The sequence below is a fragment of the Marinobacter sp. LA51 genome, from assembly GCF_030297175.1.
GTDB classification, from domain to species: Bacteria; Pseudomonadota; Gammaproteobacteria; order Pseudomonadales; family Oleiphilaceae; genus Marinobacter; species Marinobacter apostichopi.
The window spans coordinates 2,295,525-2,320,622 of record NZ_AP028070.1 but is presented as its reverse complement, the minus strand read 5'-3'; the positions used below and the strand labels follow the sequence as shown (position 1 = coordinate 2,320,622).

19 protein-coding genes and 4 tRNA genes are annotated in these 25,098 nt (G+C 57.1%); 16 read left to right on the top strand and 7 right to left on the bottom strand.

Features of this window, described 5'->3' with window-relative positions:
• The first annotated feature begins 40 nt into the window (after positions 1 to 40).
• From QUE89_RS10650 to QUE89_RS10605, 10 genes are all read left to right on the top strand, one after another.
• Positions 41 to 117 (top strand) — tRNA-Pro (locus QUE89_RS10650).
• A 33-nt stretch (positions 118 to 150) separates the two neighbouring features.
• Positions 151 to 227 (top strand) — tRNA-Arg (locus QUE89_RS10645).
• 104 nt (positions 228 to 331) lie between these two features.
• Positions 332 to 407, top strand: a tRNA-His gene (locus QUE89_RS10640).
• Between the two features lie 129 nt (positions 408 to 536).
• Positions 537 to 621, top strand: a tRNA-Leu gene (locus tag QUE89_RS10635).
• Between the two features lie 308 nt (positions 622 to 929).
• Positions 930 to 2,234, top strand: coding sequence for a trigger factor (gene tig, locus QUE89_RS10630; protein WP_286220065.1), 1,305 nt, complete (start codon positions 930 to 932; stop codon positions 2,232 to 2,234).
• A 175-nt stretch (positions 2,235 to 2,409) separates the two neighbouring features.
• Entirely contained in the window at positions 2,410 to 3,045 is a 636-nt protein-coding gene (gene clpP / locus QUE89_RS10625) for an ATP-dependent Clp endopeptidase proteolytic subunit ClpP (RefSeq protein ID WP_203300467.1), read from the top strand.
• Positions 3,046 to 3,121: 76 nt separating this feature from the next.
• Positions 3,122 to 4,405 carry an ATP-dependent Clp protease ATP-binding subunit ClpX gene (gene clpX, locus QUE89_RS10620; RefSeq protein ID WP_286220064.1) on the top strand — a complete coding sequence of 428 codons (1,284 nt, stop codon included), beginning with the start codon at positions 3,122 to 3,124 and terminating at the stop codon, positions 4,403 to 4,405.
• Positions 4,406 to 4,571: 166 nt separating this feature from the next.
• A complete protein-coding gene (gene lon, locus QUE89_RS10615) occupies positions 4,572 to 6,989 on the top strand; it encodes an endopeptidase La (protein ID WP_286220063.1) in 2,418 nt (805 codons plus the stop codon).
• Between the two features lie 238 nt (positions 6,990 to 7,227).
• Positions 7,228 to 7,500 carry an HU family DNA-binding protein gene (locus QUE89_RS10610; RefSeq protein ID WP_041344017.1) on the top strand — a complete coding sequence of 91 codons (273 nt, stop codon included), beginning with the start codon at positions 7,228 to 7,230 and terminating at the stop codon, positions 7,498 to 7,500.
• Positions 7,501 to 7,654: 154 nt separating this feature from the next.
• Positions 7,655 to 9,508 carry a SurA N-terminal domain-containing protein gene (locus QUE89_RS10605; RefSeq protein WP_286220062.1) on the top strand — a complete coding sequence of 618 codons (1,854 nt, stop codon included), beginning with the start codon at positions 7,655 to 7,657 and terminating at the stop codon, positions 9,506 to 9,508.
• 268 nt (positions 9,509 to 9,776) lie between these two features.
• On the opposite strand, the gene lamB is transcribed toward QUE89_RS10605, so the two are convergent.
• Together lamB and QUE89_RS10595 are read right to left on the bottom strand one after the other, a co-directional pair.
• On the bottom strand, positions 9,777 to 11,102 hold the full coding sequence (gene lamB / locus QUE89_RS10600) for a maltoporin LamB (protein WP_286220061.1): 1,326 nt from the start codon (positions 11,100 to 11,102) through the stop codon (positions 9,777 to 9,779).
• 280 nt (positions 11,103 to 11,382) lie between these two features.
• Entirely contained in the window at positions 11,383 to 12,255 is an 873-nt protein-coding gene (locus QUE89_RS10595) for a MurR/RpiR family transcriptional regulator (RefSeq protein ID WP_286220060.1), read from the bottom strand.
• Positions 12,256 to 12,482: 227 nt separating this feature from the next.
• Here QUE89_RS10595 and zwf point away from each other — a divergent pair, with 227 nt between their 5' ends.
• The 3 genes from zwf to QUE89_RS10580 are packed head-to-tail and all read left to right on the top strand — an operon-like array spanning position 12,483 to position 15,346.
• The gene (zwf, locus tag QUE89_RS10590; protein ID WP_286220059.1) at positions 12,483 to 13,958 is read left to right on the top strand and encodes a glucose-6-phosphate dehydrogenase; all 1,476 of its coding nucleotides are present in this window, start codon (positions 12,483 to 12,485) and stop codon (positions 13,956 to 13,958) included.
• Complete coding sequence (gene pgl, locus QUE89_RS10585; RefSeq protein WP_286220058.1) at positions 13,945 to 14,664, top strand: 6-phosphogluconolactonase; 720 nt, start codon at positions 13,945 to 13,947, stop codon at positions 14,662 to 14,664. The genes zwf and pgl overlap by 14 nt, the downstream gene beginning before the upstream one ends.
• Before the next feature lie 34 nt (positions 14,665 to 14,698).
• On the top strand, positions 14,699 to 15,346 hold the full coding sequence (locus tag QUE89_RS10580; protein WP_041341744.1) for a bifunctional 4-hydroxy-2-oxoglutarate aldolase/2-dehydro-3-deoxy-phosphogluconate aldolase: 648 nt from the start codon (positions 14,699 to 14,701) through the stop codon (positions 15,344 to 15,346).
• Between the two features lie 119 nt (positions 15,347 to 15,465).
• Here the strand turns inward: QUE89_RS10580 and pyk are convergent, their stop codons facing one another.
• Together pyk and gap are read right to left on the bottom strand one after the other, a co-directional pair.
• Positions 15,466 to 16,914, bottom strand: a complete 1,449-nt coding sequence (pyk, locus tag QUE89_RS10575) for a pyruvate kinase (protein ID WP_286220057.1) — start codon at positions 16,912 to 16,914, stop codon at positions 15,466 to 15,468.
• Between the two features lie 68 nt (positions 16,915 to 16,982).
• A complete protein-coding gene (gene gap, locus QUE89_RS10570) occupies positions 16,983 to 17,987 on the bottom strand; it encodes a type I glyceraldehyde-3-phosphate dehydrogenase (protein ID WP_286220056.1) in 1,005 nt (334 codons plus the stop codon).
• Positions 17,988 to 18,154: 167 nt separating this feature from the next.
• Between gap and edd the strand changes: the two genes are divergently transcribed.
• Positions 18,155 to 19,975 (top strand): phosphogluconate dehydratase, encoded by a 1,821-nt coding sequence (gene edd / locus QUE89_RS10565; RefSeq protein WP_286220055.1) that lies wholly within the window; start codon positions 18,155 to 18,157, stop codon positions 19,973 to 19,975.
• Positions 19,972 to 20,937, top strand: coding sequence for a glucokinase (locus QUE89_RS10560; protein WP_286220054.1), 966 nt, complete (start codon positions 19,972 to 19,974; stop codon positions 20,935 to 20,937). Before edd ends, QUE89_RS10560 begins: the two co-directional genes overlap by 4 nt.
• A gap of 54 nt (positions 20,938 to 20,991) precedes the next feature.
• On the opposite strand, the gene QUE89_RS10555 is transcribed toward QUE89_RS10560, so the two are convergent.
• A complete protein-coding gene (locus QUE89_RS10555; protein WP_286220053.1) occupies positions 20,992 to 21,726 on the bottom strand; it encodes a nitroreductase family protein in 735 nt (244 codons plus the stop codon).
• Between the two features lie 74 nt (positions 21,727 to 21,800).
• Here QUE89_RS10555 and QUE89_RS10550 point away from each other — a divergent pair, with 74 nt between their 5' ends.
• Positions 21,801 to 22,406, top strand: coding sequence for a uracil-DNA glycosylase family protein (locus QUE89_RS10550; protein ID WP_286220052.1), 606 nt, complete (start codon positions 21,801 to 21,803; stop codon positions 22,404 to 22,406).
• Positions 22,407 to 22,467: 61 nt separating this feature from the next.
• Here QUE89_RS10550 and glpD read toward each other — a convergent pair whose 3' ends face one another.
• Positions 22,468 to 23,997 (bottom strand): glycerol-3-phosphate dehydrogenase, encoded by a 1,530-nt coding sequence (gene glpD, locus QUE89_RS10545; RefSeq protein WP_286220051.1) that lies wholly within the window; start codon positions 23,995 to 23,997, stop codon positions 22,468 to 22,470.
• A gap of 196 nt (positions 23,998 to 24,193) precedes the next feature.
• Complete coding sequence (locus QUE89_RS10540) at positions 24,194 to 24,952, bottom strand: DeoR/GlpR family transcriptional regulator (RefSeq protein ID WP_286220050.1); 759 nt, start codon at positions 24,950 to 24,952, stop codon at positions 24,194 to 24,196.
• Positions 24,953 to 25,098: the final 146 nt, after the last annotated feature.

Genomic DNA, 25,098 nt, shown 5'->3' with positions numbered 1-25,098 from the left:
GCGCGCCAACTTTGCTGATGCACTTGTTGTTCAGTTCAGACGGGGTATAGCGCAGTCTGGTAGCGCGCCTGCTTTGGGAGCAGGATGTCGGGAGTTCGAATCTCTCTACCCCGACCACTTTTCTGGATGTTCAGGTGGGCGAACGGTTAAGCGCCCGTAGCTCAGCTGGATAGAGCACCCGCCTTCTAAGCGGGTGGTCGCAGGTTCGAGTCCTGCCGGGCGCGCCATTATATTTTGGTGGTCCGCGCCGGAGCGACCGTAAGCAGCAAAGTTGACTATCTGGTTGCTGATCTCTAGCGCTGGAAGTTTCTAGAAAGTAAGTCCTTTTGTGGTGGGCGTAGCTCAGTTGGTAGAGCTCAGGATTGTGACTCCTGCGGTCGAGGGTTCGATCCCCTTCGTCCACCCCAATTTTCTTTTTGTTTCCCGCTTTGATGAGAGTCTTCACTATAGCTGATGCGGTCAGCAGTGGGCTTTAAGGCGAGAACGTGGTGGTTCAGGCTGCGAAAGCGCTGAGCGCACACAGTTTTAAAAGTTATGCGGGTGTGGCGGAACTGGTAGACGCGCCAGATTTAGGTTCTGGTTCCGAGAGGAGTGGGGGTTCAAGTCCCTCCACCCGCACCAACTTTAAAAGCCTCTTAGAGATGATCTAAGAGGCTTTTTTTATGGGTGATTCGTTTCCTGGCGCCCGTATTTACAAGAATCCATCGGCGCCCCCTTTCTTTTTCAGTTTTTATCCCCACTTTCTCTAACTAACGCGAGCGCGGTCTGCTGACGAACTCCGTAGCGCCACAACGGGTGATTCTCTCCCCGGGGCAAACCGTGATAAACTATCGCCTTTTAATTTTCGGCCTGTTTTCAGGATAAGCCTGAAAGCTGGTTTTCGAGTTTGATTTCATCCACATACTGAACCTGTAATTTGAGGATCTTCCATGCAAGTGTCTGTTGAAACGACCTCCAACATCGAACGTCGCATGACGATTGGTGTGCCCGCCCAGGAAATTGACCAGGCGGTTCAGAAGCGCCTGCAGGAAACTGCGCGTACCGTACGCCTGAATGGTTTCCGCCCGGGCAAGGTGCCCATGAAGGTGGTTAAGCGTCGTTTCGGTGACAGCGTCCGCCAGGAAATCGTGGGCGAGGTGATGCGCGACCAGTACGTTAAGGCACTGCAGGAGCAAGACATTAACCCTGCGGGCTGGCCGAAGTTTGAGCCAAAGACCATGGAAGAGGGCAAAGACCTTGAGTTCGTTGCCATCTTCGAAGTGCTGCCGGAAATCGAACTGGGTGACCTGAGCAAGATCTCTGTTGAGAAGCTGACGTCCGATATCGCTGACAAGGATATCGACAACATGATCGATAACCTGCGTCGTCAGCAGGCCACCATGAAGGAAGTCAAGCGCAAGTCCAAGAACAAGGACGTGCTGACCATTGATTTCAAGGGCACCATCGACGGTGAAGAGTTCGAGGGCGGTGCCGCTGAAGGCCACCGACTGACCCTGGGTTCTGGTCAGATGATCCCGGGCTTCGAGAAAGCAGTCCAGGGTGGTAAAGCCGGCGAGGACATGGAAATTGAAGTGACCTTCCCCGAGGATTACCACAACGAAGAACTGGCGGGTAAACCGGCCAAGTTCGAGATCAAGATTCATAAGGTTGAAGAGCCGCAGCTGCCAGAACTGGACACCGAGTTCTTCAAGAAGTTTGGCATCGAAGCTGACGACGAAGCCGCGTTCCGTGAGGAAGTGAAGAAGAACATGGAGCGGGAGCTGAAGCAGGCAGTTTCCAACAAGGTCAAGAATGACGTTGTTGATGGCCTGCTGGAAAGCACCGAGCTGGACGTGCCGACTGCCTTGGTTGACCAGGAAATCGATCGCCTGCGTCAGGACGCGGTACAGCGTTTCGGCGGCCAGGTAGATTTCCAGCAGCTGCCGAAGGAAATTTTCCAGGAGCAGGCTGAGCGTCGCGTTAAGACCGGCCTGTTGTTCCAGGAAGTGGTCAAGAAGAACGACCTGAAGGCGGATCAGGCCAAGGTAGATGAAAAGATCCAAGAGATCGCGTCTACGTATGAACAGCCTGAGGAAGTTGTTGCTCACTTCAACAGCAACCCGGAGCAGAAGTCGCAGATCGAATCTTCTGTGCTGGAAGATGCTGTTGTTGACCTGGTGCTGGAACAGGCCAAGGTTAAAGAGAAGAAGGTTAAGTACGAAGAGGCCGTTCAGGCTGGACAGCAGCAGCGCTGATCCGGTAAGGGTCGGAGCTGGTTCCGGCCCTGTTGGTCGACCCCAGAAAACAGCCGGCTTGTCCGGCTGTTTTCATCTGGGGCGGCTGCTGGCAAAGTAAGCAGTGCAATAACACCTGTGATGAACACCGTGGCGCGAGTCCACGTCCCATTGTCCATAAGGAGTTCAGGCGCACATGACGCAGAAACCAATTGACGGTCCCGCAATGGTAACCAATTCCGGCCTGGTGCCGATCGTTATTGAACAGACCGCGAGGGGCGAGCGCTCCTTCGATATCTATTCCCGTCTGCTCAAAGAACGGGTGATCTTCCTGGTTGGCCCGGTTGAAGATCACATGGCCAATCTGATCGTCGCCCAGCTGCTGTTCCTGGAGTCCGAAAATCCGGACAAGGATATTCACCTGTACATCAACAGCCCGGGTGGCTCAGTAACTGCAGGTATGTCGATCTACGACACCATGCAGTTTATCAAACCGGACGTGGCGACCCTGTGTGTCGGCCAGGCTGCCAGCATGGGTGCGTTCTTGCTGGCCGGTGGTGCTGAAGGCAAGCGTGCCTGCCTGCCCAATTCGCGGGTGATGATTCACCAGCCGCTGGGTGGTTACCAGGGTCAGGCGACCGATATTGAGATTCACACTCGTGAAATTCTCAAGATCCGTCACACCCTGAACTCAATCCTGGCGCACCACACCGGCCAGGATCTGGACACCATCGCCAAGGACACGGATCGTGACAATTTCATGGATCCGACCCAGGCGAAAGAGTATGGGCTGATTGATTCTATACTTGATAAGCGCGTCCCGAATAAATAATACTGGAAGTAATCGCATCATTCTTGGCCGGCGTAGTAGCCAGTAACGCCGGCTAACCAAGATCAGAGGTATTTCAATGGCAGATGAAAGAAACGGCAGAGGCGACGATAACGGCAAGTTGCTCTACTGCTCGTTTTGCGGAAAGAGCCAGCATGAAGTCCGCAAGCTTATTGCAGGGCCCTCGGTGTTCATCTGCGACGAGTGTGTTGACCTGTGCAATGACATCATTCGTGAGGAAATTCAGGAGAATTCCCAGGAAGAGGCTAGCGACCGGCTCCCGACACCCGCAGAGATACGAGACACGCTGAACGAATACGTCATCGGCCAGGATCGCGCCAAGGTGGTGCTTTCAGTAGCGGTCTATAACCACTACAAACGCCTGCGTTACGGTGAAGGCAAAGCTGATGTTGAGCTTGGTAAGAGCAACATCCTGCTGATCGGCCCTACCGGTAGTGGTAAGACCCTGTTGGCCGAGACTCTGGCCCGGATGCTGAACGTTCCGTTCACTATTGCCGATGCGACAACGCTGACCGAAGCGGGCTATGTGGGTGAGGACGTTGAGAACATCATCCAGAAACTGCTGCAGAAGTGCGATTACGATGTCGACAAGGCCCAGCGCGGTATTGTCTACATCGATGAGATCGACAAGATTTCCCGGAAGTCGGATAACCCGTCAATTACCCGGGACGTCTCAGGCGAAGGTGTTCAGCAGGCACTGCTGAAGCTTATCGAGGGCACAGTGGCCTCGGTTCCGCCTCAGGGCGGGCGCAAGCATCCGCAGCAGGAATTCCTGCAGGTGGACACTGGCAATATCCTGTTTATCTGCGGCGGCGCTTTTGCAGGCCTCGATAAGGTGATCCAGGAACGTTCAGAGCGCAGTTCCATTGGCTTCTCGGCCTCTGTGGTCAGTCAGGAAGACGCCAAGAGCACCGGCGACATCATCAAGGATGTTGAAACCGAGGATCTGGTGAAGTTTGGTCTGATTCCGGAGTTTGTAGGTCGTCTGCCGGTGGTGGCAACCTTGACCGAGCTGGACGAGCCTGCGCTGGTACAGATCCTGACCGAGCCGAAGAACGCGCTCACCAAGCAGTACCAGAAGCTGTTTGATATGGAAGGGGTCGAGCTCGACTTCCGTGAAGACGCCCTGCGGGCCGTTGCACGTAAAGCCATGGAGCGCAAGACCGGCGCCCGTGGTTTGCGCTCAATCATGGAGGCTACGCTGCTGGATACCATGTATCAGATTCCTTCTGAGCATGACGTTGCCAAGGTGGTTATCGACGAAAGCGTGATCGATGGGGATTCAGAACCCTTCAAGATTTACGCAAGCAACGACCACGCTAAGGCAGTGCCGGAAGATTGATCTGGCGTTTGGCGGGGAGTTAAAACAAAAAGGGGCGGAAACGCCCCTTTTTGCGTTTTGTTTCCCCGTTTTCCCGGTCTGTTTCGTATGGTAAAGAGATTGCATTTTTTACGGGCGCCCCAATGAAGGGTGATATGCTCAAAGAAACACCGTCAGAGGATTCCCTATGACCCGGATACCCGAAAATACTGTGCAAGACTACCCGTTGCTGCCGTTGCGTGATGTGGTGGTGTTCCCGCACATGGTGGTCCCGCTGTTTGTGGGCCGAGAGAAATCCATCCAGGCCCTTGAAGCCGCGATGGAAGGCAGTAAGGAAATCCTCCTGGTTGCTCAGCGTGACGCCTCTACCGACGAGCCGGGCCCCGCTGATGTGTTTGACATGGGGACGCTGGCAACGGTCCTGCAGATGCTCCGGCTGCCCGACGGCACCGTAAAGGTGCTGGTCGAAGGTAATGCCCGGGCCACCATCAGCGACATCACCGAAGGTGAATACCTGTCTGGTGGCGCTACGTTAATGGATGAGGAAGGGCTGCCTGAGCGCGAACAGGACGTGCTCATCAAGACCCTGATGGACGAGTTTGAAAAGTACGTAAAACTGTCCAAGAAAGTGCCTTCAGAAGTATCCAACGCGCTCACCGGCATCGAAGATCTGGAGCGCCTGGCCGATACCATGGCCGCGCACCTGGAAATGCGGATCCCGGAGAAGCAGGAGCTGTTGGAAGCCCTGGATGTGCGCAAGCGGGTCGACCTGCTGCTAGGCAAGTTGGACGGTGAAATCGACTTGATTGAAGTCGAGAAGCGCATTCGCGGTCGCGTCAAGAAGCAGATGGAGCGCAGCCAGCGCGAGTACTACCTGAACGAGCAGATGAAGGCCATTCAGAAAGAAATGGGTCAGCTCGGCGAAGGCAACAACGATTTTGAAGAACTCGAGCAGAAGCTTGAGGAAGCCGGTCTGCCGGAAGAAGCCCGTAAAAAGACCGAGGCGGAACTGAACAAGCTCAAAATGATGTCCCCGATGTCCGCCGAGGCAACGGTGGTGCGTGGCTACATCGACTGGATGTTGGCAATTCCCTGGAAAAAGCGCAGCCGTGTTCGCCACGACATCGAAAAGGCCCGTGAGATTCTCGACCGCGATCACTACGGCCTGGATGAGGTCAAGAAGCGAATTCTTGAATACCTGGCGGTACAAAGCCGGGTCAAGAAGGTGAAAGGTCCGGTGCTGTGCCTGGTAGGCCCTCCCGGTGTTGGTAAGACCTCGCTGGGTCAGTCCATCGCCCGGGCCACCAACCGGAAGTACACCCGGATGGCACTCGGTGGTGTGCGCGACGAAGCAGAGATTCGCGGCCACCGTAAGACCTACATTGGCGCACTGCCGGGTAAGCTTCTACAGAAGCTGTCCAAAGTGGGCGTAAAAAACCCGCTATTCCTGTTCGATGAAATCGACAAGATGGGTATGGACCATCGAGGTGATCCGGCCTCAGCATTGCTGGAAGTGCTGGACCCGGAGCAGAACCACACGTTTAACGACCATTACCTGGAGGTCGACTACGACCTGTCCGACGTGATGTTCGTGTGCACCTCAAACTCCATGGATATTCCGCCGGCCCTGCTGGACCGGATGGAAATTATCCGTATCCCGGGTTACACCGAGGAAGAGAAGGTTAATATCGCGTTGCGTTACCTGCTTCCCAAGCAGATCAAGGCCAACGGCCTGCGCAAGGACGAACTGGTGATTCCAGAGGAAACCCTTCGGGACCTGATTCGTTACTACACCCGTGAGGCGGGCGTACGGGGCCTGGAGCGCGAGATCGCCAAGATTTGCCGTAAGGTGGTGCGTGAGCACGTTGAAGCCAATGATAAGGCCTCTGTGACGCTACAGCCGGACATGCTGGAGGATTACTCCGGTGTGAAGAAGTTCAAGTACGGCCTGGCGGAAGAGAAGAACCAGATCGGCCAGGTTACTGGCCTGGCTTGGACCCAAGTGGGTGGCGAATTGCTGACCATCGAGTGCGCACTGACACCGGGTAAAGGTCGCGTGGTCAAGACCGGTTCCCTGGGCGATGTCATGCAGGAGTCCATTCAAACGGCTTTGACTGTGGTTCGCAGTCGCGCTCCCGGGCTTGGAATTGCCGACGATTTCCATGAGAAACACGATCTGCACGTTCACGTTCCTGAGGGTGCAACGCCAAAAGACGGTCCAAGTGCCGGTATTGGCATGTGCACTGCGCTGGTTTCTTCACTGACCAAAATTCCGGTTCGTGCGGATGTCGCAATGACCGGTGAGATCACCCTGCGGGGTCGGGTTCTGCCCATTGGCGGACTTAAGGAAAAACTCCTGGCGGCCCATCGCGGCGGTATCAAGACGGTTTTGATCCCAGATGAAAATGTTCGAGATCTCAAGGAGATACCGGACAACATCAAGGAATCGCTCGAGATTCATCCGGTCAAATGGATCGATGAAGTGTTGGACATTGCCCTGGCGTATCCGCCGGAGCCACGCACTACAGATGAGTCCTCAGAAGCGGGTTCAGGCAAGCCCCGTGACGACGATGGCGACGCCGCAGAGCGCATAAATACACATTAAAGCCTTGATGAGTTGTTGACATGCCAGAGAGCCCGTTGGTATAACTGTTTCGCCGTGAAGCAGCCAATACCAAGGGCTCCCGCGCATTAAGTGCCTATTCCAAGCACCGGTTAACTACCGCAAGGAATAAGAAAAGTGAAGAATGGAATTCTCCGACCGCCTATGCGATAGTCGAGAGCGTCCTAGAAAAAACAATCCAACCTATAACATCTTCAACCTGAAATCGAAGGGGTTTAGTGTGAACAAGTCCGAACTTATTGATGCAATTGCAGAATCCTCAGATATCTCCAAAGCAGCGGCTGGCCGTGCTCTGGACGCAATGACCAACTCCATCACCGGTGCCCTGAAGAAGGGTGATCAGGTAACTCTGATCGGTTTTGGTACTTTCTCAGTAAAAGAGCGTGCTGCTCGTACCGGTCGTAACCCGCAGACTGGTGCCGAGATTAAGATTCCGGCCTCTAAAGTGCCTGGGTTCAAAGCAGGCAAGGCCCTGAAAGACGCCGTTAAGTAACGGTTCTTTCTCTGGCAGCTCCTGTCGCAGGGAGCTGCCCAGCAAGAATTCAAGGCGCATTCCGGACAGGGTGCGCCTTTTTACGTTCAGTGCCCCTACGCTTATCGCCAAACGCTGAAAACTGCACGACCTTGAACAGGGATTCGGGAGAAACATGCTTCAAGATATTCGGGAAAACGCCCAAGGCACCATTGCCAAAATCATTATCGGTTTGCTGATCGTGTCCCTATCCATCTGGGGAATGGACGCCATCATCGGCGGCTTCTCCGGTGAGCCGGAAGTGGCAACGGTAAACGGTGAAGACGTCACAGAGCGCGAGTTTCTCCGTCTGGTCCAGATGGAAAGTCAGCGTCGGCTGTCGCGCATGGAAAACCCGGATCCGTCGCTGCTGAACGAAGATCAGATCCGTAAAGATGTCCTGGAGTCGCTTATCCAGCAGCGGGTACTTATCCAGGACGCTGACAGCCAGGGCCTGGCCCTGACCGATGCCGACATCGACGCGCTGATCACCCAGATGCCCCAGTTCCAGGTTGAAGGCCAGTTTAACCGAGACCGCTTTGTCTCGACCGTTCGCAATATGGGTATGGGCGTGGCGGAATTTCGCGAAACAATGCGCAAGCAGTATGTGGTCAACCAGATCCGCGCCGGCATCGTTCAGAGCGGTGTCGCGGCGGACGAAAACGTCAGCCAGTTGCTGCGTATTCAGAACCAGACCCGGGATTTCCGTGTCGTGAGTGTGCCTGAGAGCGTCGTCGCCGATCAGGTGGAAATCACTGAGGAAGACGTGCAGTCGTTTTACGACGAGAACAGCAGCGCCTTCAAGCAGCCTGAGCAGATCGATGCGGCTTATATCACCTTGTCCCTGGGTGCCCTGGCAGAATTCATTGAAATCAGCGAAGACGAGCTTCAGGGGTATTATGAAACCCGTGCAGATGATCTGGCCCGGGAAGAGCGTCGTGCTGCGCACATCCTGATTGAGGATGGCGAAAACGCGGATCAGACCATGGCAACGGTGCAGCAAAAGCTGGCCGATGGAGCTTCGTTCGCGGATCTGGCTAAGGAATATTCAATCGATACCGTTTCTGCCGAAGAGGGCGGTGATCTCGGCTATGCCGGCCGTGGCGTCTACAACGAAGCGTTTGAAGAGGCTCTGTTTGCCCTTGAAGAGGGTGAAGTGTCTGAGCCGGTAGAGACCAGCTTCGGGGTGCACCTGATCAAGCTGGAAGACGTGCGCCGGTCGGACGTGCCGGCACTGTCTGAGATTGAAGGCCAGCTTCGCAGCGAACTGGCCCGCGAGCGCGCCGAAGAACGCTTTGCCGAAATTCGGACCAAGCTGGCGGATTCCGCCTACGCGGCCGATGATCTCGCCGGCCCGGCCGAGGAACTTGGTTTGGAAGTGCGCGAAGCCAAAGGCATTACCCGCAATGGCGGAACCGCGCCCTTTGATCACGAAGGCCTGGTGCGTCAGCTGTTCTCCGCTGATGTGGTTGAAGACGGATATAACACCGAGCTGATCGACGTGGGCGACAACGTATCGGTGGTGGCTCGTGTGCGCGAATACCGTGAAGCCCAACAGCTGGCGCTGGAAGAGGTTGCCGCGGACGTGCGCGCCTCCCTGAAGGCACAGAAAACCCGCGCCGCGCTGAGTGAGCGCGCTGACGAGATCATTGCCGGCCTTGAATCAGGCAAGTCACTGTCGGAGCTGGCTGCAGATGAGTGGGTCAGCTTCGAAGCAAAACCCCGCAATGATCAGGAGGCCGGAGCGGCCGTTATGCGGACAGTGTTCTCGTTGTCCCGTCCTGCCGAAGGTGAGACCCGCTATGGCCAGTCGGTCAGTGGGAGCAGTGCCGCCGTGGTAGCGCTCGATGGCGTCAACGAGGGCGCCGTGGATGAAACTTCTGAAGAGTTTGGCCAGCTGGAAGAATTCCTGGCGTCTCTTGAGGGGCAGCGTGAATACGGTGCCTACCAGCAGTTCCTGCGCAATCGTGCGGAAGTGGAACGGCCTTAAACGGGTCGTAAGGGTGCTCGTTTGAGAGCTCACTATTGAAAGTGCTTCAATCAAAAAAGCCCGGGTTAATCCCGGGCTTTTTTTGCTTTGCTGTCCCTTCCTGAAAGACGTTGTGATCTCGCTGAGTGCGCTTCTTGCGGGTGGGAGTAACGTTGTCCATCTCTTATCCTCCAGATGACAGCGTATTTCAGGACGGGACACAGGCATAAAAAAGGCCGGCATAAAGCCGGCCCAAGAGGTCCAACAACGCTAAGAGATTTTTAGAGACTTACCACCAGGCTTCGATCTGGGCGCCGATCTGAACGTCGCCGTCGACACCTTCACCGCCGCGAGCGGCTTCAGCTTCGTCACCGAAGAAGGTGGCTGCGTAGGCGCGGATTACCGGGCGTGCCCAGTAGCCGGGGCCTGCCTGCCATTGTTGGGCGATGGCAAACTTGCCTAGATCCTGGGAATCGTCAAACCAGGGACGGTCGGTTTCGCTGTAACCCACCTCGATGGCGGTGCTCATAACGTTAGTCCAGTTGTAGACCGGGCGCGCAACAATGCTCAGGCGTTCGCCGTCGTCAGCGGAGGCGTCGTGGGGCTCCGCGCGCTCATAAACCACAGAGTGGCCCAGGTCCCAGCCGCTACCCAACTTGATAACGCCGTGGTTCAGCACACGCCAGCTGGATTCGAAGTAGCCGGCGTTGTTGTTGGCGACTCGACCGCCACTGGCGTTTTCCGCGTTGGTGAAGCCCATGGAATCGGCGCCGTACTGAACAGCAAATTTGTTGAAGCCACCCATTACGCCTGAAGACAACTCAGCGGTGAAAAAGTAACCGTCCTGGTCATCGAAACCGGCGTCTTCTTGCTGGTCGGTCAGGTCCGCCATGGCGTAGATGCCGATCAATTCTAGGTTGTTGCCACCGGCCAGCGGGAAAGAGTAGCGAACATCGATCTTGTTGTTCTGAACGATGTCGTCATTTTCACTGTTGTCGGAATTGGTGTAGGCAACGGACAACTGGCCAGCGCCGGCTTTGATGTTCTCAACACCGGCACCGTAGCCGGAGTTGCTGACATAGAACAGGTCGAGCTGGTGAATGTCTTTACGCTGGTAGAAGCGCTTACCGGCCCAAAGGGTGGCGCCCGGCAGGGATTCGATCACGTTGTTGGCGGATACGTAAAGCTGGCGCAGGGCCAGATCGCCACCGCCGTAAGGATTGGAGCTATTACGGGTGACTTCTTCGCCGGCAAAGTCGACGCCACTGATATTGTTGGCGCCGTCCAGGGCCTGGTAGTCGTTACCCTGTTCGTTGGCGCTGTAAGCAATCATGGAATCGAAGCGGAAAGTGGCGCCGTCCTGACTGAACAGCTCGTCGCCAAGGGCGATTTCGGCGTAGGTGTCGCATTCGTCGGCCAGTCGACCAACGTAGTGACCAACGGCGCCATTGCCGAAGCAAGTCTGCTCGCCACCGCTGTTCAGGTTGGTCGAGGCACCTGCACGGGCATAACCGTGAAAGTCGACTGCAATGGCTGGGGTGGCCATAACGGCAGCTGTTACCGCAGCGGCCAGAGGAAGCTTGTTAATAGAGAAGCGCTTATTGTTCTGCATCATCTGAGTCCTGTGCTTTTTGTCATTGTTAAATGTCTGGGAAGCGGATGATCAGGTTAGGACTATGAATAGCCGTGGCCAGACCGTGCCTCCGGTTCCCGCGATTGCAGCTCCTGCCAATCAGACATTGGGAAACCGGATTTCATAGTGTTGTAACGTAAGGGTTGGTACATCCTCCGCCCTGAAGAATTTGGGGGGGTAGATTTGAGGGGGAGGAGGGGCGTAGTTCTGTCAGCCCCACGTGCCTGTCAGTTGAATCGATACGTGGGGCTTGCTGGCGGGGTTATTCAGACGGCAGTCGGGTGGGCCTGAGGCTTTCCTTGATCTTCTTCAGGTGGCCAAGAAAATCAGCGCCCCGTTTCAGGGTGACGCCGGTCGCCAGGATATCAATCACAGTCAGGTGGATGATTCGGGACGACATGGGCATGTACACCTCGGTGTCCTCGGGTGCGGTGACACCGACCACCACGCTGCAGACCGCGGCCAGGGGCGAGTCGGGGTTGGTGATGCCTATCACAGTTGCACCATTGGCGCGTGCCAATTGGGCAATATCTACCGTTTCGCGGGTACGCCCTGTGTAGGATATCAGGACGATTACGTCGCCCACATTGGCACCGGCGGCCACCATGCGCTGCATCAGCGCGTCATCATAAGACATGACCGGGATATTGAAGCGGAAGAACTTGTGTTGGGCATCGAGAGCCACCGAAGCCGAGCCGCCCATGCCAAAGAAATTGATCTGTTTGGCCTGGATAAGGTAGTCGATGGCAGATGCCAGGGCGTTTGGGTCCAGGGCCTGGCGGGCCTTGTCGAGACTGGCAATGGTGCTGAGCATGATCTTGTCGGAAAATTCCGAGACCGTATCGCTGGCCTCGACGTTCTGGCCAACATAGGGGGTGCCCGTTGCGATGCTCTGGGCCAGCCGAATTTTGAAGTCCGGGAAACCGGTGGCAGAAAAACCGCGACAGAACCGGTTAACCGTGGGTTCGCTGACATTGGCGGCCCTGGCAAGCGCAGCTATGCTGTAGCGGGTGGCGGCGCTGGGATCGCGAAGAATGGCTTCTGCTACTTTGCGCTCCGATTTGTTGAGACTGTCCAGCCGGGACTGAATGTCGGTAAGCAGATTTTCATCGCGGTGCGCCTGATTCGCGGCCATTAAAAGTACTCCCTGACTCTTTGGCGTTCGTTGTTTTTCGACGGCGATGATTATACCGCGTTTCTTTCTGCTTTTGGGTAGTAAAAATGTCATTTTGTGCATTTTTTCCTTGGAAAACCCGATTCCTGATGTCATTATTTGCATAAAATTACTACATCGAACGACGACATCCAAAAGGCGAGCCGACTGGCGTTGTGATCGCCTTACCCACCGGAGAGAAGGATCCAATGGCCAATAAAAGCAATACCCGTTGTGACCTTATGCTGTTTGGCGCGCTGGGCGATCTCGCTCAACGCAAGCTGTTTCCTGCACTTTACCAACTGGAGAGGGCCAAGCTGCTTGCTGAAGGCAGCCGCATTCTCGCCGTTGCGCGCACGGAAGCGGACACCGACAGTGTTCGGCAGCAACTGCTCGAAAAACTGAAGCAATACGTCAAGCCGGAAGAGTTTGATGCCAAAGTCGCCGACAAGTTTTTGCAGCGGGTCGACTACCAGATTCTTGATTTCAGCAATCCCGAGGGCTTCACCGTTCTCAACGACTGGCGAGACGATGCCCATAACGAGCTGATCGTTTACATGGCAACGCCGCCGTCCATGTACGGTGTGATTGCCCGTAACATGCGGGCGGCAAACTGCTGCAACGAGAACACCAGGGTAGTGGTAGAAAAGCCTATTGGTCACGACCTTGAGTCCTCCAAGGTGATCAACGATGAGCTGGGCGAGGTGTTCAACGAGAACCAGTTGTTCCGTATCGATCACTACCTGGGTAAGGAAACGGTACAGAACCTGATCGCCCTGCGATTTGCCAACAACCTGTTCGCTTCCCAGTGGGACCAGAACCACATCTCCCACGTTGAAATCAGCGTTGCGGAGAGTGTCGGCATTGAGGGTCGGTGGGGCTATTTCGATCAGGCCGGCCAGATCCGGGACATGATCCAGAACCACTTGCTTCAGCTGCTGTGCCTTATTGCTATGGATCCGCCTTCGGATTTGTCTGCGGACAGCATTCGTGATGAAAAGGTAAAGGTGCTCAAGGCGCTGAAGCGAGTGACTCCAGACATGATGGAAAGCCACGTGGTTCGCGGCCAGTACACCGCGGGTACCAGCAATGGCAAGCCCGTGCCCGGTTACCTTGAGGAAGAGGGCGCCAACAAAGGCAGCGCGACCGAGACGTTTGTCGCGCTGAAGGCTGAAATCGACAACTGGCGTTGGTCTGGTGTGCCGTTTTACATCCGTACCGGAAAGCGACTTCCAGAAAAGCTTTCCCAGATCATTATTCATTTCAAGCCTGCGCCGCACTACATCTTCGATCCGGATCAGAAGCACCTGGCCAACAACAAGCTGATTATCCGGTTGCAGCCAGATGAGGGCATGTCGCTGAAGATCCTGACCAAGGACCAGGGTCTGGATAAGGGCATGCGACTGCGCCAGGGCCCGCTCGAGCTGACCTTCTCGGAAACCTTTGACACCGACCGTATTCCAGATGCCTACGAGCGTCTGCTGTGGGAGGTGATGAAAGGCAATCAGTACCTGTTTGTTCGCCGGGACGAGGTTGAACACGCCTGGCGCTGGGTTGATCAGGTTATCCAGAACTGGCGCGACAGTGGCGCTCCTCCCAAGCGCTATGCCGCCGGTACCTGGGGGCCGGTGGCGTCCATTGCCATGATCACTCGTGACGGAAGGAGCTGGTATGAAGACGCCTGATATTCAGTTGCCCGAGGGTATGCTTCCACGCTTCGGGGAAACTCCGGAGCAGGTCGCCGTGGCGCTGGCCGATGCGGTGGCCGAGGTTCTTGAAACCCGTCTGGCGCAGGCTTCGCGAGCCAGCCTGGTGGTTTCGGGTGGCTCGACACCGCTACCATTTTTCAAGGCCCTGTCGGAGAAGGCGCTCGACTGGCAGCGGGTTGATGTCCTGTTGGCGGATGAGCGCTGGGTAGCCGAGGACGATCCGGCCAGCAATACCAAGCTGGTAAAGGCGCATCTGTTGCAAGGCAAGGCTGCGGCCGCCAACTACCTGTCGCTCAAGCAGCAGGGCGCGACCCCGCTTGAGGGCTTGGAGGCGGTGAAAGCGAAATTGGCCAATTTGGCGCTGCCCCTGGATGTGCTGATTCTCGGTATGGGGAATGACGGCCATACCGCGTCCCTGTTTCCGGATGCACCGGAGCTGGCTGAGGCGATCAGTGCAGACTGCCCGGACCGGGTGGCTGCGGCCACGCCGCCGTCCCAATCCCAGCAACGAATCACACTGACCTGGCCGGCACTGAAGGATGCGCGGTTCACCGCGCTGCACCTGAAGGGCCAGGACAAGCTTGAGACTCTGGAGCAGGCACTTGCCAATCCGAGCGACGTGATGGCAATGCCGGTGCGCGCTTTTCTTCAGCCTGGACTCAATGTGTTCTGGAGTCCCTGAGTCTGCATTTCACGATTTTTTGGAGTAAAAACCCATGACCCAACTTTCTGAATTCCAGCGCGAGCGCGTTCAGGCCGTGTTGGCGGCCTCGCCTCTGGTGCCGGTTATTGCGATCAATGAGCTGGAAGATGCTGTGCCGCTGTGTCAGGCACTGGTTGACGGTGGCATCAACGTGCTTGAGATAACCCTCAGAACTGAGCACGGTGTTAATGCCATCAAAGCCGTGCGTGAGGCCATTCCTGACGCCTGGGTTGGCGCCGGTACGGTCACTAGCGTGGCCGAGTATCGCCAGGTCGAGGCGGCGGGAGCGCAGTTTGTGATCACCCCTGGTGTGACCGAAGCCATTCTTGAATTTGGCGTAACCTCGGAAGCTCCGTTGCTGCCTGGAATTTCAACCGTGTCGGAACTGATGATGGGGTATGCCCTGGGCTACCGCGAGTTCAAATTCTTCCCGGCTGAAGTGTCTGGCGGTGTGCCGGCGTTGAAAGCGTTCAGTGGGCCCTTCAGCGATGTGACCTTCTGCCCGACGGGTGGTATTCGTCGCGATACGGCGAAAGACTATCTGGCGCTGAAGAATGTGAAGGCGGTGGGTGGTTCCTGGCTGACACCAGCCGATGTGGTTGCTGCCAAAGACTGGGCGCAGATCACCCAGATTGCTCGGGACAGTCTCGCGGACTTGTAATTCTCAACCTTTTAAAAAGTGCCCTTGCGGCCAGTGCCAATAACAACTCTGGCCGCAAGGTTTGTTCACTCTTCGAAGTGTGCTGTTTGAAGAGTGAATGCAGGTCATCTATCCCCGTATTAACGGATTTCCGAACCTACCTTTACGATCTTCATGGTGTTGGTGCCACCCTGGGCATTAACGTAGTCGCCCTTGGTGATCACCACCAGATCGCCCTCGCTAACAACGCCACGATTAACCAGTTCTGACACGGCCAGGGCATTGGTTCGCTCGTTCGGAATCTTGGCAGAGTCGAAGGGTATGGTCTGGACGCCCCGGAACATGACTACCCGGTGCTGTGTTGAGTGATGACGGGAGAAGGCAAAAATCGGCAGGCTGGACTTGATGCGAGACATCAGTCGCGGCGTAGCGCCGGTTTCGGTCATGCAGATGATGGCAGCGACACCCTCGAGGTGGTTGGCCGCGTACATCGACGACAGCGCAATGGCCTCGTCGACCCGCTCCATACTCTCGTGAATCCGGTGCTTGGACTGGTGCATTGATGGCTGCTTTTCAGCGCCCAGGCAGATGCGAACCATCGCCTCAACGGCTTCCGTCGGATAATCACCGACTGCGGTTTCAGCCGACAGCATTACGGCATCGGTGTAGTCCATGACCGCGTTCGCGACATCGGACACCTCGGCGCGTGTTGGCATCGGGCTGGTGATCATCGATTCCATCATCTGGGTGGCGGTAATGACCGCACGGTTCAGTACCCGTGCCCGCTGGATGATGTGCTTCTGCACGCCGACCAGTTCCGCGTCGCCGATTTCAACGGCGAGGTCACCGCGGGCCACCATGACCGCATCGGAGGCTTCGATAACGGCGTCCAGGGCTTCCACGTCGTGGGCAAGTTCGGCCCGTTCGATCTTGGCAACCAGGCCGGCGTCGGAGCCCGCTTCCTTGAGCAGTCGGCGAGCTGTGTGCATGTCCTCGGCGGTGCGCACGAAAGACACCGCCACATAGTCGGCGTTCAGCCGAGCTGCTGTCACGATATCCTGTTTGTCTTTCTCGGTCAGGGCGTCCGCTGATAGGCCGCCGCCGCGCTTGTTCAGGCCCTTGTTGTTGGAGAGGGGGCCGCCAATCAGGACTGTGGAGGTGATGCTGTGGTCGTCCACAGACTGCACTTCCATCTCGATGCGGCCGTCGTCCAAAACCAGGATGTCGCCTGGATTCACGTCTTCGATCAGTTGCTCGTAATCGATGCCAACGTGGGTTTCGGTACCGGCTTCCTTGTCCATATTGGCATCGAGGACAAAGCTCTGGCCGACTGTCAGGGTGACCTTGTGGTTGGCGAAGCGGGCAATCCGCAGTTTCGGGCCTTGCAGGTCAGCCAGCAGGGCGACGAACCGGCCCTGCGCGGCAGCCGCTTCGCGTACCTGGCGTGCCCGCTGGATGTGGTCTTCCGCACTGCCATGGGAAAAGTTCAGTCGGGTGACGTCGACGCCGGCGCCGATAATGGCGGCGAGGGCTTCGGGAGAGTCGGTCGCGGGACCGAGTGTGGCGACAATCTTGGTGCGCCTGAGCATGGTTGGTGTCCTATGGTTAATCGGATGCGTCTCTTTAAAAGTAGTGGAACTGTACAAGGAGGCCAGAGTTACCGGCCGGCCTTGATCAGAGCGATTGCGTTGTCGAGCATTCGGTTCGAGAAACCCCACTCATTGTCGTACCAGGCCATGACTTTTACATGACGGCCGAGCACGCGTGTGTGATTGGCGTCGAATACGCTGGAGAGGGCATTGTGGTTGAAGTCTACACTGACCAGCTTCTCCGTGTTGAAGCCCAGAACCGGATTGTTTTCAGCCGCGGCTTGCACAGCCGTGTTGATTTCTTCGACCGTGGTGTCGCGACCGGCGATAAAGCCGAAGTCTACCAGTGACACATTGATGGTGGGTACCCGAACGGCCAGGCCATCAAGTTTGCCATCCAGCTCGGGAATCACCTTGCCAATGGCAGCGGCAGCACCGGTTTTTGTGGGAATCATCGATTGGGTCGCAGAGCGGGCCCGGTACAGGTCAGTGTGGTAAACGTCGCTGAGCTTCTGGTCGTTGGTGTAGGAGTGGATGGTGGTCATCAGGCCGCTTTCGATGCCGACGCTCTTGTGCAGGGCTTCAACAACCGGTGCCAGGCAGTTGGTGGTGCAGGAGGCGTTGGAGATGACTTCGTGCTCGGCGGTCAGGGTATGGTGATTGACGCCGTAAACCACCATGGCATCCGCGTCGGGTGAGGGCGCTGAGATGATGACTTTACGGGCGCCGGCCTTCAGGTGCGCGGCAGCCTCGTCGCGTTTGGTAAACAGGCCGGTGCACTCGAATACCACGTCCACGTGCAGGTCGCTCCAGGGCAGTTCTTCCGGGTTGCGGATGGCGGTAATGGCAATGCGGTCGCCATTAACGGTCAGTGATTCTGCGTCGTGTCCCACCACGCCATCGAAGCGGCCGTGGACGCTGTCGTATTTAAGAAGGTGGGCGTTGGTTTCGGCGTCACCCAGATCATTGATGGCGACAACCTGGACTTGCTTACGGTAGTCATTTTCATAAAGTGCACGGAGAATGTTGCGACCGATGCGGCCAAAACCGTTAATTGCGATGCGAATAGTCATCGTCCGACTCCTAATTTGGGTGTTTTTTGTTCGTTTGTTGAGTGTAATGTAGTAAATATAACAACAAAAAAAGAAAGTTTGAACGATATTCGGGTGAAAGATGTCAAAAAAGAACGTAAAATTACGTCCAACTCAACATGTCTTCTATGCGACCGATGGAGCCCACCATGCATCCAACCGTTGAAAAAGTTACCCAACGAATCATTGAACGCAGTCGTGCCACCCGGCAGGACTACCTTGACCGAATGAACGAGCTGAAGGCGCAATCTCCCCATCGGAGCAGTCTCTCCTGTGGCAACCTTGCTCACGGATTTGCGGCCTGCAGCCAGGGTGACAAAGACACCCTGAAGTTCATGAACAAGGCCAACGTGGCGATCGTATCGGCATACAACGATATGCTTTCGGCCCACCAACCTTATGAAAAGTTCCCGGACATGATCCGCTCAGCGGCCCACAACATGGGCTCGGTGGCGCAGTTTGCTGGCGGTACCCCTGCCATGTGCGACGGCGTTACCCAGGGTCAGCCGGGTATGGAACTGAGTTTGTTCTCGCGCGACACCATCGCCATGAGTACGGCGGTAGCCATGAGCCACAATATGTTTGATGCCACGGTGCTGCTCGGTATCTGCGACAAGATTGTGCCGGGGCTGTTGATCGGCTCCCTGAGCTTCGGCTATCTGCCAACCATTCTGGTGCCTGCCGGGCCGATGCCCTCAGGGCTGCCGAACAAGGAAAAGCAGCGCATCCGTCAGCTTTACGCCGAGGGCAAGATTGGCAAAGACGAACTGCTGGAGGCAGAGAGCAAGTCCTACCACAGCCCGGGTACCTGCACCTTCTATGGCACCGCCAACAGTAACCAGTTGCTGGTTGAGGTGATGGGCCTGCATCTGCCGGGCTCGGCCTTTGTGAATCCGAACACGCCACTGCGGGACCGTCTCACCCAGGCGGCAACGGAGCAGGTGATCAAATTGTCGAAGCCCCACGGCGGTGAGCTTGGCCTGGGCGACATGGTGGATGAGAAGAGCATCGTGAATGCCCTGGTTGCACTGCTGGTTACCGGCGGCTCGACCAACCACACCATCCATTGGATTGCGATTGCCCGGGCAGCCGGCATCATCATTGACTGGAACGACTACGCCGAACTGTCTTCCGTGGTGCCGTCCATGACCCGCATCTACCCGAATGGCCAGGAAGACGTGAATGCCTTCCACGAGGCCGGCGGTACTCCGTTCCTGATCCGTGAGCTGCTCGACGCAGGTTACCTGCACAACGATGTCGAGACAGTCATGGGGCATGGCCTGGAGCGTTATACCCAGGGCCCGGAACTGGACAATGACAAGTTGGTCTGGAAGCCGGCTCCGGAAAAGAGTCTGCGTCCGGATGTGCTGAGCACAGCCTCCGAGCCCTTTGCGCCGGACGGTGGTATGCGGGTACTCGACGGCAACCTGGGTCGCGGTGTGATCAAGGTTTCCGCGGTGGCCGACGAGCATCAGGTCGTTGAAGCGCCGGCGGTAGTGTTTAACGATCAGAACGAGCTGAAGGCGGCCTTTGATGCCGGGGATCTGGATAAGGACTGCGTGGTTGTGGTTCGGTTCCAGGGCCCGAAGGCCAATGGCATGCCGGAGCTGCACAAGCTCACACCGTATCTGGGTGTGCTGCAGGACCGGGGGTTCAAGGTGGCGCTGGTCACCGATGGCCGCATGTCCGGTGCCTCGGGCAAAGTGCCGGCCGCCATTCATGTTTATCCGGAAGCTCTTGACGGAGGCCCGCTGGCACGGGTTAAGTCGGGCGACCGGATCTGTGTTGATGCCAAGGCGGGTTCACTGCGCATCGATATCGCTGACGAGGAATTGGCCAAGCGTGAGTCTTTCAAAGCAGACCTGAGTGCGTATCATCACGGCTACGGTCGGGAGATGTTTGGCTGGATGCGTCGTGCAGCCAGCAACCCGGAGCAAGGCGCTAGCTTTTTCTGGAATCACGAGGCATGACAGACGCACAGTATTCACTGGTCGGAGACATCGGCGGCACCAACGCCCGCTTCGCCCTGGTGAAGCAGGGCGACGTTCGTCCGCAGGCCATTGAGGTGCTTCGTTGCGGTGACTACGACAACATCGACAGCGCAGTGACGGACTACCTGGCCAGGGTAGGGGTGAGCGAAGTGAGTGAGGCCTGCTTTGCAGTTGCCTCACCGGTGCGAGACACCCAGATCCGGATGACCAACAACCATTGGCGCTTTGATACCGAAGAGGTTCGGGCGCAATTTGGCTGGCGGGCGTTCAAGGTTATCAATGACTTCACCGCCATGGCGCTGGGGGTACCCCATGTGCCGGAAGAGCACCTGGTTCGGGTGTGTGGCGGGCCGGGCGATCCCCGCCGTGCCCGGCTCGTGATCGGGCCAGGTACCGGGCTGGGCGTTTCCGGATTGGTGCCATTGCAGCACGGTTGGGTGCCACTGATGACCGAGGGCGGGCATGTGGATTTTGCCCCCACCGACGACACCGAGATGGCCATCCTGCGGATTCTGAAAGCCCGGTTCGGGCGGGTGTCGGTTGAGCGAATTCTCTGTGGCCAGGGGTTGCTGAATCTCTATCAGGCCCACGCCGAGATTCAGGGCGTGGCAGCGCCACTCGACGCTCCGGAAAAGATCACCGCGGCGGCTCTGGAGCAGGTTGATTCCCTGGCCCGTCATACCCTTCGCCACTTCTGTGAAATCCTGGGACGAGTGGCGGGCAACGGCGTACTGACGGTCGGGGGCACGGGCGGCGTTTACCTGTGTGGCGGCATTTTGCCCCGTTTTCTCGATTTCTTTCTGGAAAGCCCGTTCCAGAAAGGCTTTGAAGACAAAGGCCGGATGCGGCCACTGTTGGAGTTCACGCCGGTGTTTGTCGTGACCGAGCCCTACACCGGTTTGCTGGGTGCCGCCGAGGCGCTGGGCAACCCCGAGGTGTAACCGGTGACCGGGGCTGGCTTTTAAGGGGTGCGGGCTATTAAAGGGTAGGGGCTATCACAGGTAATGCACCAGTTGGTCGTGGTCGAACCGGTACTGGCGGTTGTAAACGCCGTTGCCGGCGCGTTTACCCGCCGCCAGTACCATGGTGACCAGGCCTTTTCGGTGGATCTTCAGGAGCGATTTCACCCGACACTCGTCAAAGCCTTCCATCGGACAGGAATCGTAGCCGTGGGCACGCAGGGCCAGCATCAGGTTTTGCGCGGCCAGCGCGGTCGATTTGGTCGCCCAGACTTTCATGTCACTGGTCGAGGACGGGCCACGGGGAACCGGGCGGAGCATGCCCAGCGCCGTTCCGGCGGCTTTCTTGGTCAGGCCAAACACACCCAGCGGGCCCTGGTTGTAATAAATGGGTGCAACGGTGCGGTAGTACTTCTCGACAATGGGCGGCAGTGACGCTTCCGGCCATTCGTCCAGGGCCTGGCGCGCGTGTTGGCGCCAGGTGTCGGGGCGGGCGACAATGGCAATCAGCACCGGTGCGGTTTTGGCTGCGTTCTGCCCCAGGCAGGCCGTTGCTAGCTTGGCCCTCAGGTCCGCCGACTCCACCACGAAAAATTCCCACGGCTGCAAATTGCTGGAGTTTGGTGCCAAGGTCGCCAGTTCCAAGCATTCACTCAGGACGTCCCTTGGGACAGGGTCTGGCTTGAAGCGGCGGATCGAACGGCGGCTGCGGACCACCTTCCGGAATTCCTCAACATCGATGTCTGGCAGGGCGCTGGCCTTGGAGGTCATCGGGTTTTCTCCTATACACTGAAGAGCCTATAGTCAGGCGAAATCGGTTCCTACGCAATGATCAGGAGGTTGCTTTGCAAAAGCCTGTGGAGTTGAGCGAGTTATCTTTTGCAGAGTTAGTGGCGCGGGTGCGGGCGTGTACCTTGTGTGCCGAGTTTCTGCCCCTGGGCCCAAGGCCGGTGATTCAGCTATCCGAGTCGTCACGCATATTAGTTGTGGGGCAGGCGCCCGGGCGGCGTGTCCATGAAACCGGCTTGCCGTTCAACGATCCCAGTGGGGATCGGCTGCGGGAGTGGATGGGGATGACCCGGGATACGTTTTACGACGAACGGAAGCTGGCGATTCTGCCCATGGGTTTTTGCTATCCGGGCACCGGCAAATCCGGCGATTTACCGCCACGGCCGGAATGCGCGCCGGCCTGGCGTTCGGAGCTTCTCAGTCGGTTGCCGAACATTGGTCTGACCCTGGTTATTGGCCAGTATGCCCAGGCCTGGCATCTTGGAGGTAAGGCCCGCTCAGTTACCGAGCAGGTTCGTCACTGGCAGGACCACTGGCCGGCCGTGGTTCCGATGCCGCACCCCAGCCCTCGCAATAACCTCTGGCTGCGTCGAAACCCCTGGTTTGAGCAGGACGTGATACCGGCCGTGCAACAGAGGGTGGCCCAGTTGCTACGGGAGTAACTGCCACAAAAAAGCTCCGGGCGGAGGTTTATCCGGCCGGAGCGATGTATTCGGTCGAGGCTCAGGCGTGTTGATGCACCGGGCCGCTGCCGTTGTCGCCGGTGGCGTGCTCCATCAGGAACTGATCCAGCGCCCGAACATTTTCCTCGTTCGCATACAGCCCCTGCTTGGTTCGCCGCCAGAGGATATCCTCGGAGGTATGGGCCCATTCCTCAGCCATCAGGTACTCCACTTCGGCCTGGTAAAGCGTACCGGCAAAGTGCACACCCAGGTCCGCCATGCTGCTGCGTCCTTTCAGGATGTCGTAGGAGCTGGTGCCGTAGGTGCGGACATACCGGCTGATCACGGCCTTATCCAACCAAGGGAAATCGGCCGTCATTTTGATTTCAAGGCTGTCGTGGTTGACGAAATCACCGCCCGGCAGGGGCGCGGTCTTGGTCCACCGCCCGCTGGCATTCGGGAAGAACTGGCACAGCTTGTCGGTGGCCGCTTCTGCCAGTTTCCGGTAGGTGGTGATCTTGCCACCGAACACCGAAATCAGGGGCGCCTTGCCGTTCTCGGCACTGACTTCAAACGAGTAGTCCCGGGAAGCTTTCTGGGCGTTCTCCTGCTCGTCGTCCATCAAAGGACGCACGCCAGAGTACGACCAGACCACATCTTCAGCGGTCAGCTGCCGCTTGAAATGGGAGTTGACGATGTCTAGCAGGTACTCGGTCTCTTCCGGTGAAATTTTCGCTTTCCTGGGATCGCCCTCGTAATCCACGTCCGTGGTGCCAACCAGAGAGAATTCGTCTTCGTAGGGGATAACAAAGACGATGCGCTCATCTTCATTCTGGAGGATGTAGGCCTCGGTGCCCTTGTTCATTCGGGGAATGACAATGTGACTGCCTTTCACCATGCGGATCATCTTGGGTGCTGGCATCGACAGGGTCTCGCCAAACATGCTGCTGACCCAGGGGCCGGAGGCGTTAACGATCATCTTGGCGGTGACGGTCTCATCGGAGTTGTCAGCCGTGTTCCGGAGCGTCACCTTCCAGTCGGCGGAGCCGCGTTCGGCTTTCACGCACTTGGTGCGGGTCAGGATTCGGGCACCCAACTGTTGGGCCTTCTTGGCAGTCAGGATAACCAGTCGAGCATCGTCCACCCAGCCATCCGAGTATTCAAAGCCCTTGGTAATTTCCGGCTTTAGCGGGTCAGAGCTGTCGAACTTGATCGAGCGCGAGCCCGGCAGCAGTTCTCGCTTGGCCAGGTGGTCATACAGGAACAGACCGGTGCGAATCATCCAGGCTGGGCGCAGGTGAGGGCGGTGGGGCAGTCGAAAGCGCATGGGCCACATGATGTGGGGCGAGTTACGCAGCAATGACTCGCGCTCGGCCAGTGCTTCGCGCACCAGGCGGAATTCGTAGTGCTCCAGGTAGCGCAGGCCGCCGTGAATCAGCTTGCTGCTGCTGGAGGAGGTTGCCGATGCAAGATCGTTCATTTCACACAGCAGTACCTTCAGTCCCCGGCCCGCCGCGTCCATGGCGATACCGGTGCCGTTGACCCCGCCGCCGACGACGACAACGTCATAGTGTTCGTGTTCATTAGCCATTGCTGCCCATCTCCTGCCTGAGCCAAAAAGTAGCGCCAGAAAAGTCGCCTTTGCTGCACACTTTTCGACCAAAAATAACAATACGATCATTATGCGAAAGCGGAACATATTCGTAAAGGAAAATAGAGAAAAAAAACGAAAAATAGGGGCGTGCGCTCAGGTTGATTTTGAGCCTTATTCGGGGGTGTGGCGCGCTCTAAACGATGTGCAGTTCAACGCTGTGTTCGGCCAGGGACTGGCTGATTTCGGCGGGTGGCTGCTTGTCGGTGAATACGTGGTCGGCCTGGGTGATGTTGCCCAGACGCACCATGGCGTTGCGGCCAAATTTGGTGTGGTCGGCAGCCAGCAAAACCTGATTGGAGTTGGCAATGATTGCCTGGGCTACGCGCACTTCGCGGTAATCGAAATCCAGCAGTGAACCGTCGCTGTGGATGCCGCTGATGCCGATGATGCCGAAATCCATCTTGAACTGATTGATGAAGTCCCGGGTGGCCTCTCCCACGATGCCGCCATCTCGATTACGAACTTCACCACCGGCGATGATCACGTGGAAATCCTCTTTCGCTGCGAGGATGGAGGCGACGTGCAGGTTGTTGGTGACGATCTGCAGGTTTTTACGCTCCAGCAGGGCCTTGGCGATGGTTTCGGTGGTGGTGCCGATATTGATGAACATGGAGGAGTTGTCCGGGATCATCTTGACCATGGCGGCCGCGATGCGCTCTTTGGCCTCCAGATCCATGATCTTTCGAGCCTGGTATGCGGTATTCGTGGTGCTGGAGTCGATACCGGCACCGCCATGATGACGGCGCAACTTGTTCTGTTCGGCAAGCTCATTCAGATCCCGGCGGATGGTCTGGGGCGTCACCTTGAATTGATCAACGAGTTGCTCGGTGGTGACGAACCCGTTCTGTTGGATCAGCTCCATGATCAAATCCTGCCGGCGCCGCTGTGCCATGCCAATTACCTCCGCGTGATCTCTTGTTCTGATGCGAAATTGTGCGCGTCTGAAAACATTCCCGAAGTTTAGTGCTTAAGGCCCGTTTGTGCAGCCTTTTTAATAGCTTGTCTCGATTCGCTCGAATCAGGTAGTTACAAACTCTT

What these genes read in the sequence shown, in the direction of transcription:
- tig (WP_286220065.1), top strand. Translation starts at nt 930, where the DNA reads ATGCAAGTGTCTGTTGAAACGACCTCCAACATCGAACGTCGCATGACG.
- clpP (WP_203300467.1), top strand. Translation starts at nt 2,410, where the DNA reads ATGACGCAGAAACCAATTGACGGTCCCGCAATGGTAACCAATTCCGGC.
- clpX (WP_286220064.1), top strand. Translation starts at nt 3,122, where the DNA reads ATGGCAGATGAAAGAAACGGCAGAGGCGACGATAACGGCAAGTTGCTC.
- lon (WP_286220063.1), top strand. Translation starts at nt 4,572, where the DNA reads ATGACCCGGATACCCGAAAATACTGTGCAAGACTACCCGTTGCTGCCG.
- QUE89_RS10605 (WP_286220062.1), top strand. Translation starts at nt 7,655, where the DNA reads ATGCTTCAAGATATTCGGGAAAACGCCCAAGGCACCATTGCCAAAATC.
- lamB (WP_286220061.1), bottom strand. Translation starts at nt 11,102, where the DNA reads ATGATGCAGAACAATAAGCGCTTCTCTATTAACAAGCTTCCTCTGGCC.
- QUE89_RS10595 (WP_286220060.1), bottom strand. Translation starts at nt 12,255, where the DNA reads ATGGCCGCGAATCAGGCGCACCGCGATGAAAATCTGCTTACCGACATT.
- zwf (WP_286220059.1), top strand. Translation starts at nt 12,483, where the DNA reads ATGGCCAATAAAAGCAATACCCGTTGTGACCTTATGCTGTTTGGCGCG.
- pgl (WP_286220058.1), top strand. Translation starts at nt 13,945, where the DNA reads ATGAAGACGCCTGATATTCAGTTGCCCGAGGGTATGCTTCCACGCTTC.
- QUE89_RS10580 (WP_041341744.1), top strand. Translation starts at nt 14,699, where the DNA reads ATGACCCAACTTTCTGAATTCCAGCGCGAGCGCGTTCAGGCCGTGTTG.
- pyk (WP_286220057.1), bottom strand. Translation starts at nt 16,914, where the DNA reads ATGCTCAGGCGCACCAAGATTGTCGCCACACTCGGTCCCGCGACCGAC.
- gap (WP_286220056.1), bottom strand. Translation starts at nt 17,987, where the DNA reads ATGACTATTCGCATCGCAATTAACGGTTTTGGCCGCATCGGTCGCAAC.
- edd (WP_286220055.1), top strand. Translation starts at nt 18,155, where the DNA reads ATGCATCCAACCGTTGAAAAAGTTACCCAACGAATCATTGAACGCAGT.
- QUE89_RS10560 (WP_286220054.1), top strand. Translation starts at nt 19,972, where the DNA reads ATGACAGACGCACAGTATTCACTGGTCGGAGACATCGGCGGCACCAAC.
- QUE89_RS10555 (WP_286220053.1), bottom strand. Translation starts at nt 21,726, where the DNA reads ATGACCTCCAAGGCCAGCGCCCTGCCAGACATCGATGTTGAGGAATTC.
- glpD (WP_286220051.1), bottom strand. Translation starts at nt 23,997, where the DNA reads ATGGCTAATGAACACGAACACTATGACGTTGTCGTCGTCGGCGGCGGG.
- QUE89_RS10540 (WP_286220050.1), bottom strand. Translation starts at nt 24,952, where the DNA reads ATGGCACAGCGGCGCCGGCAGGATTTGATCATGGAGCTGATCCAACAG.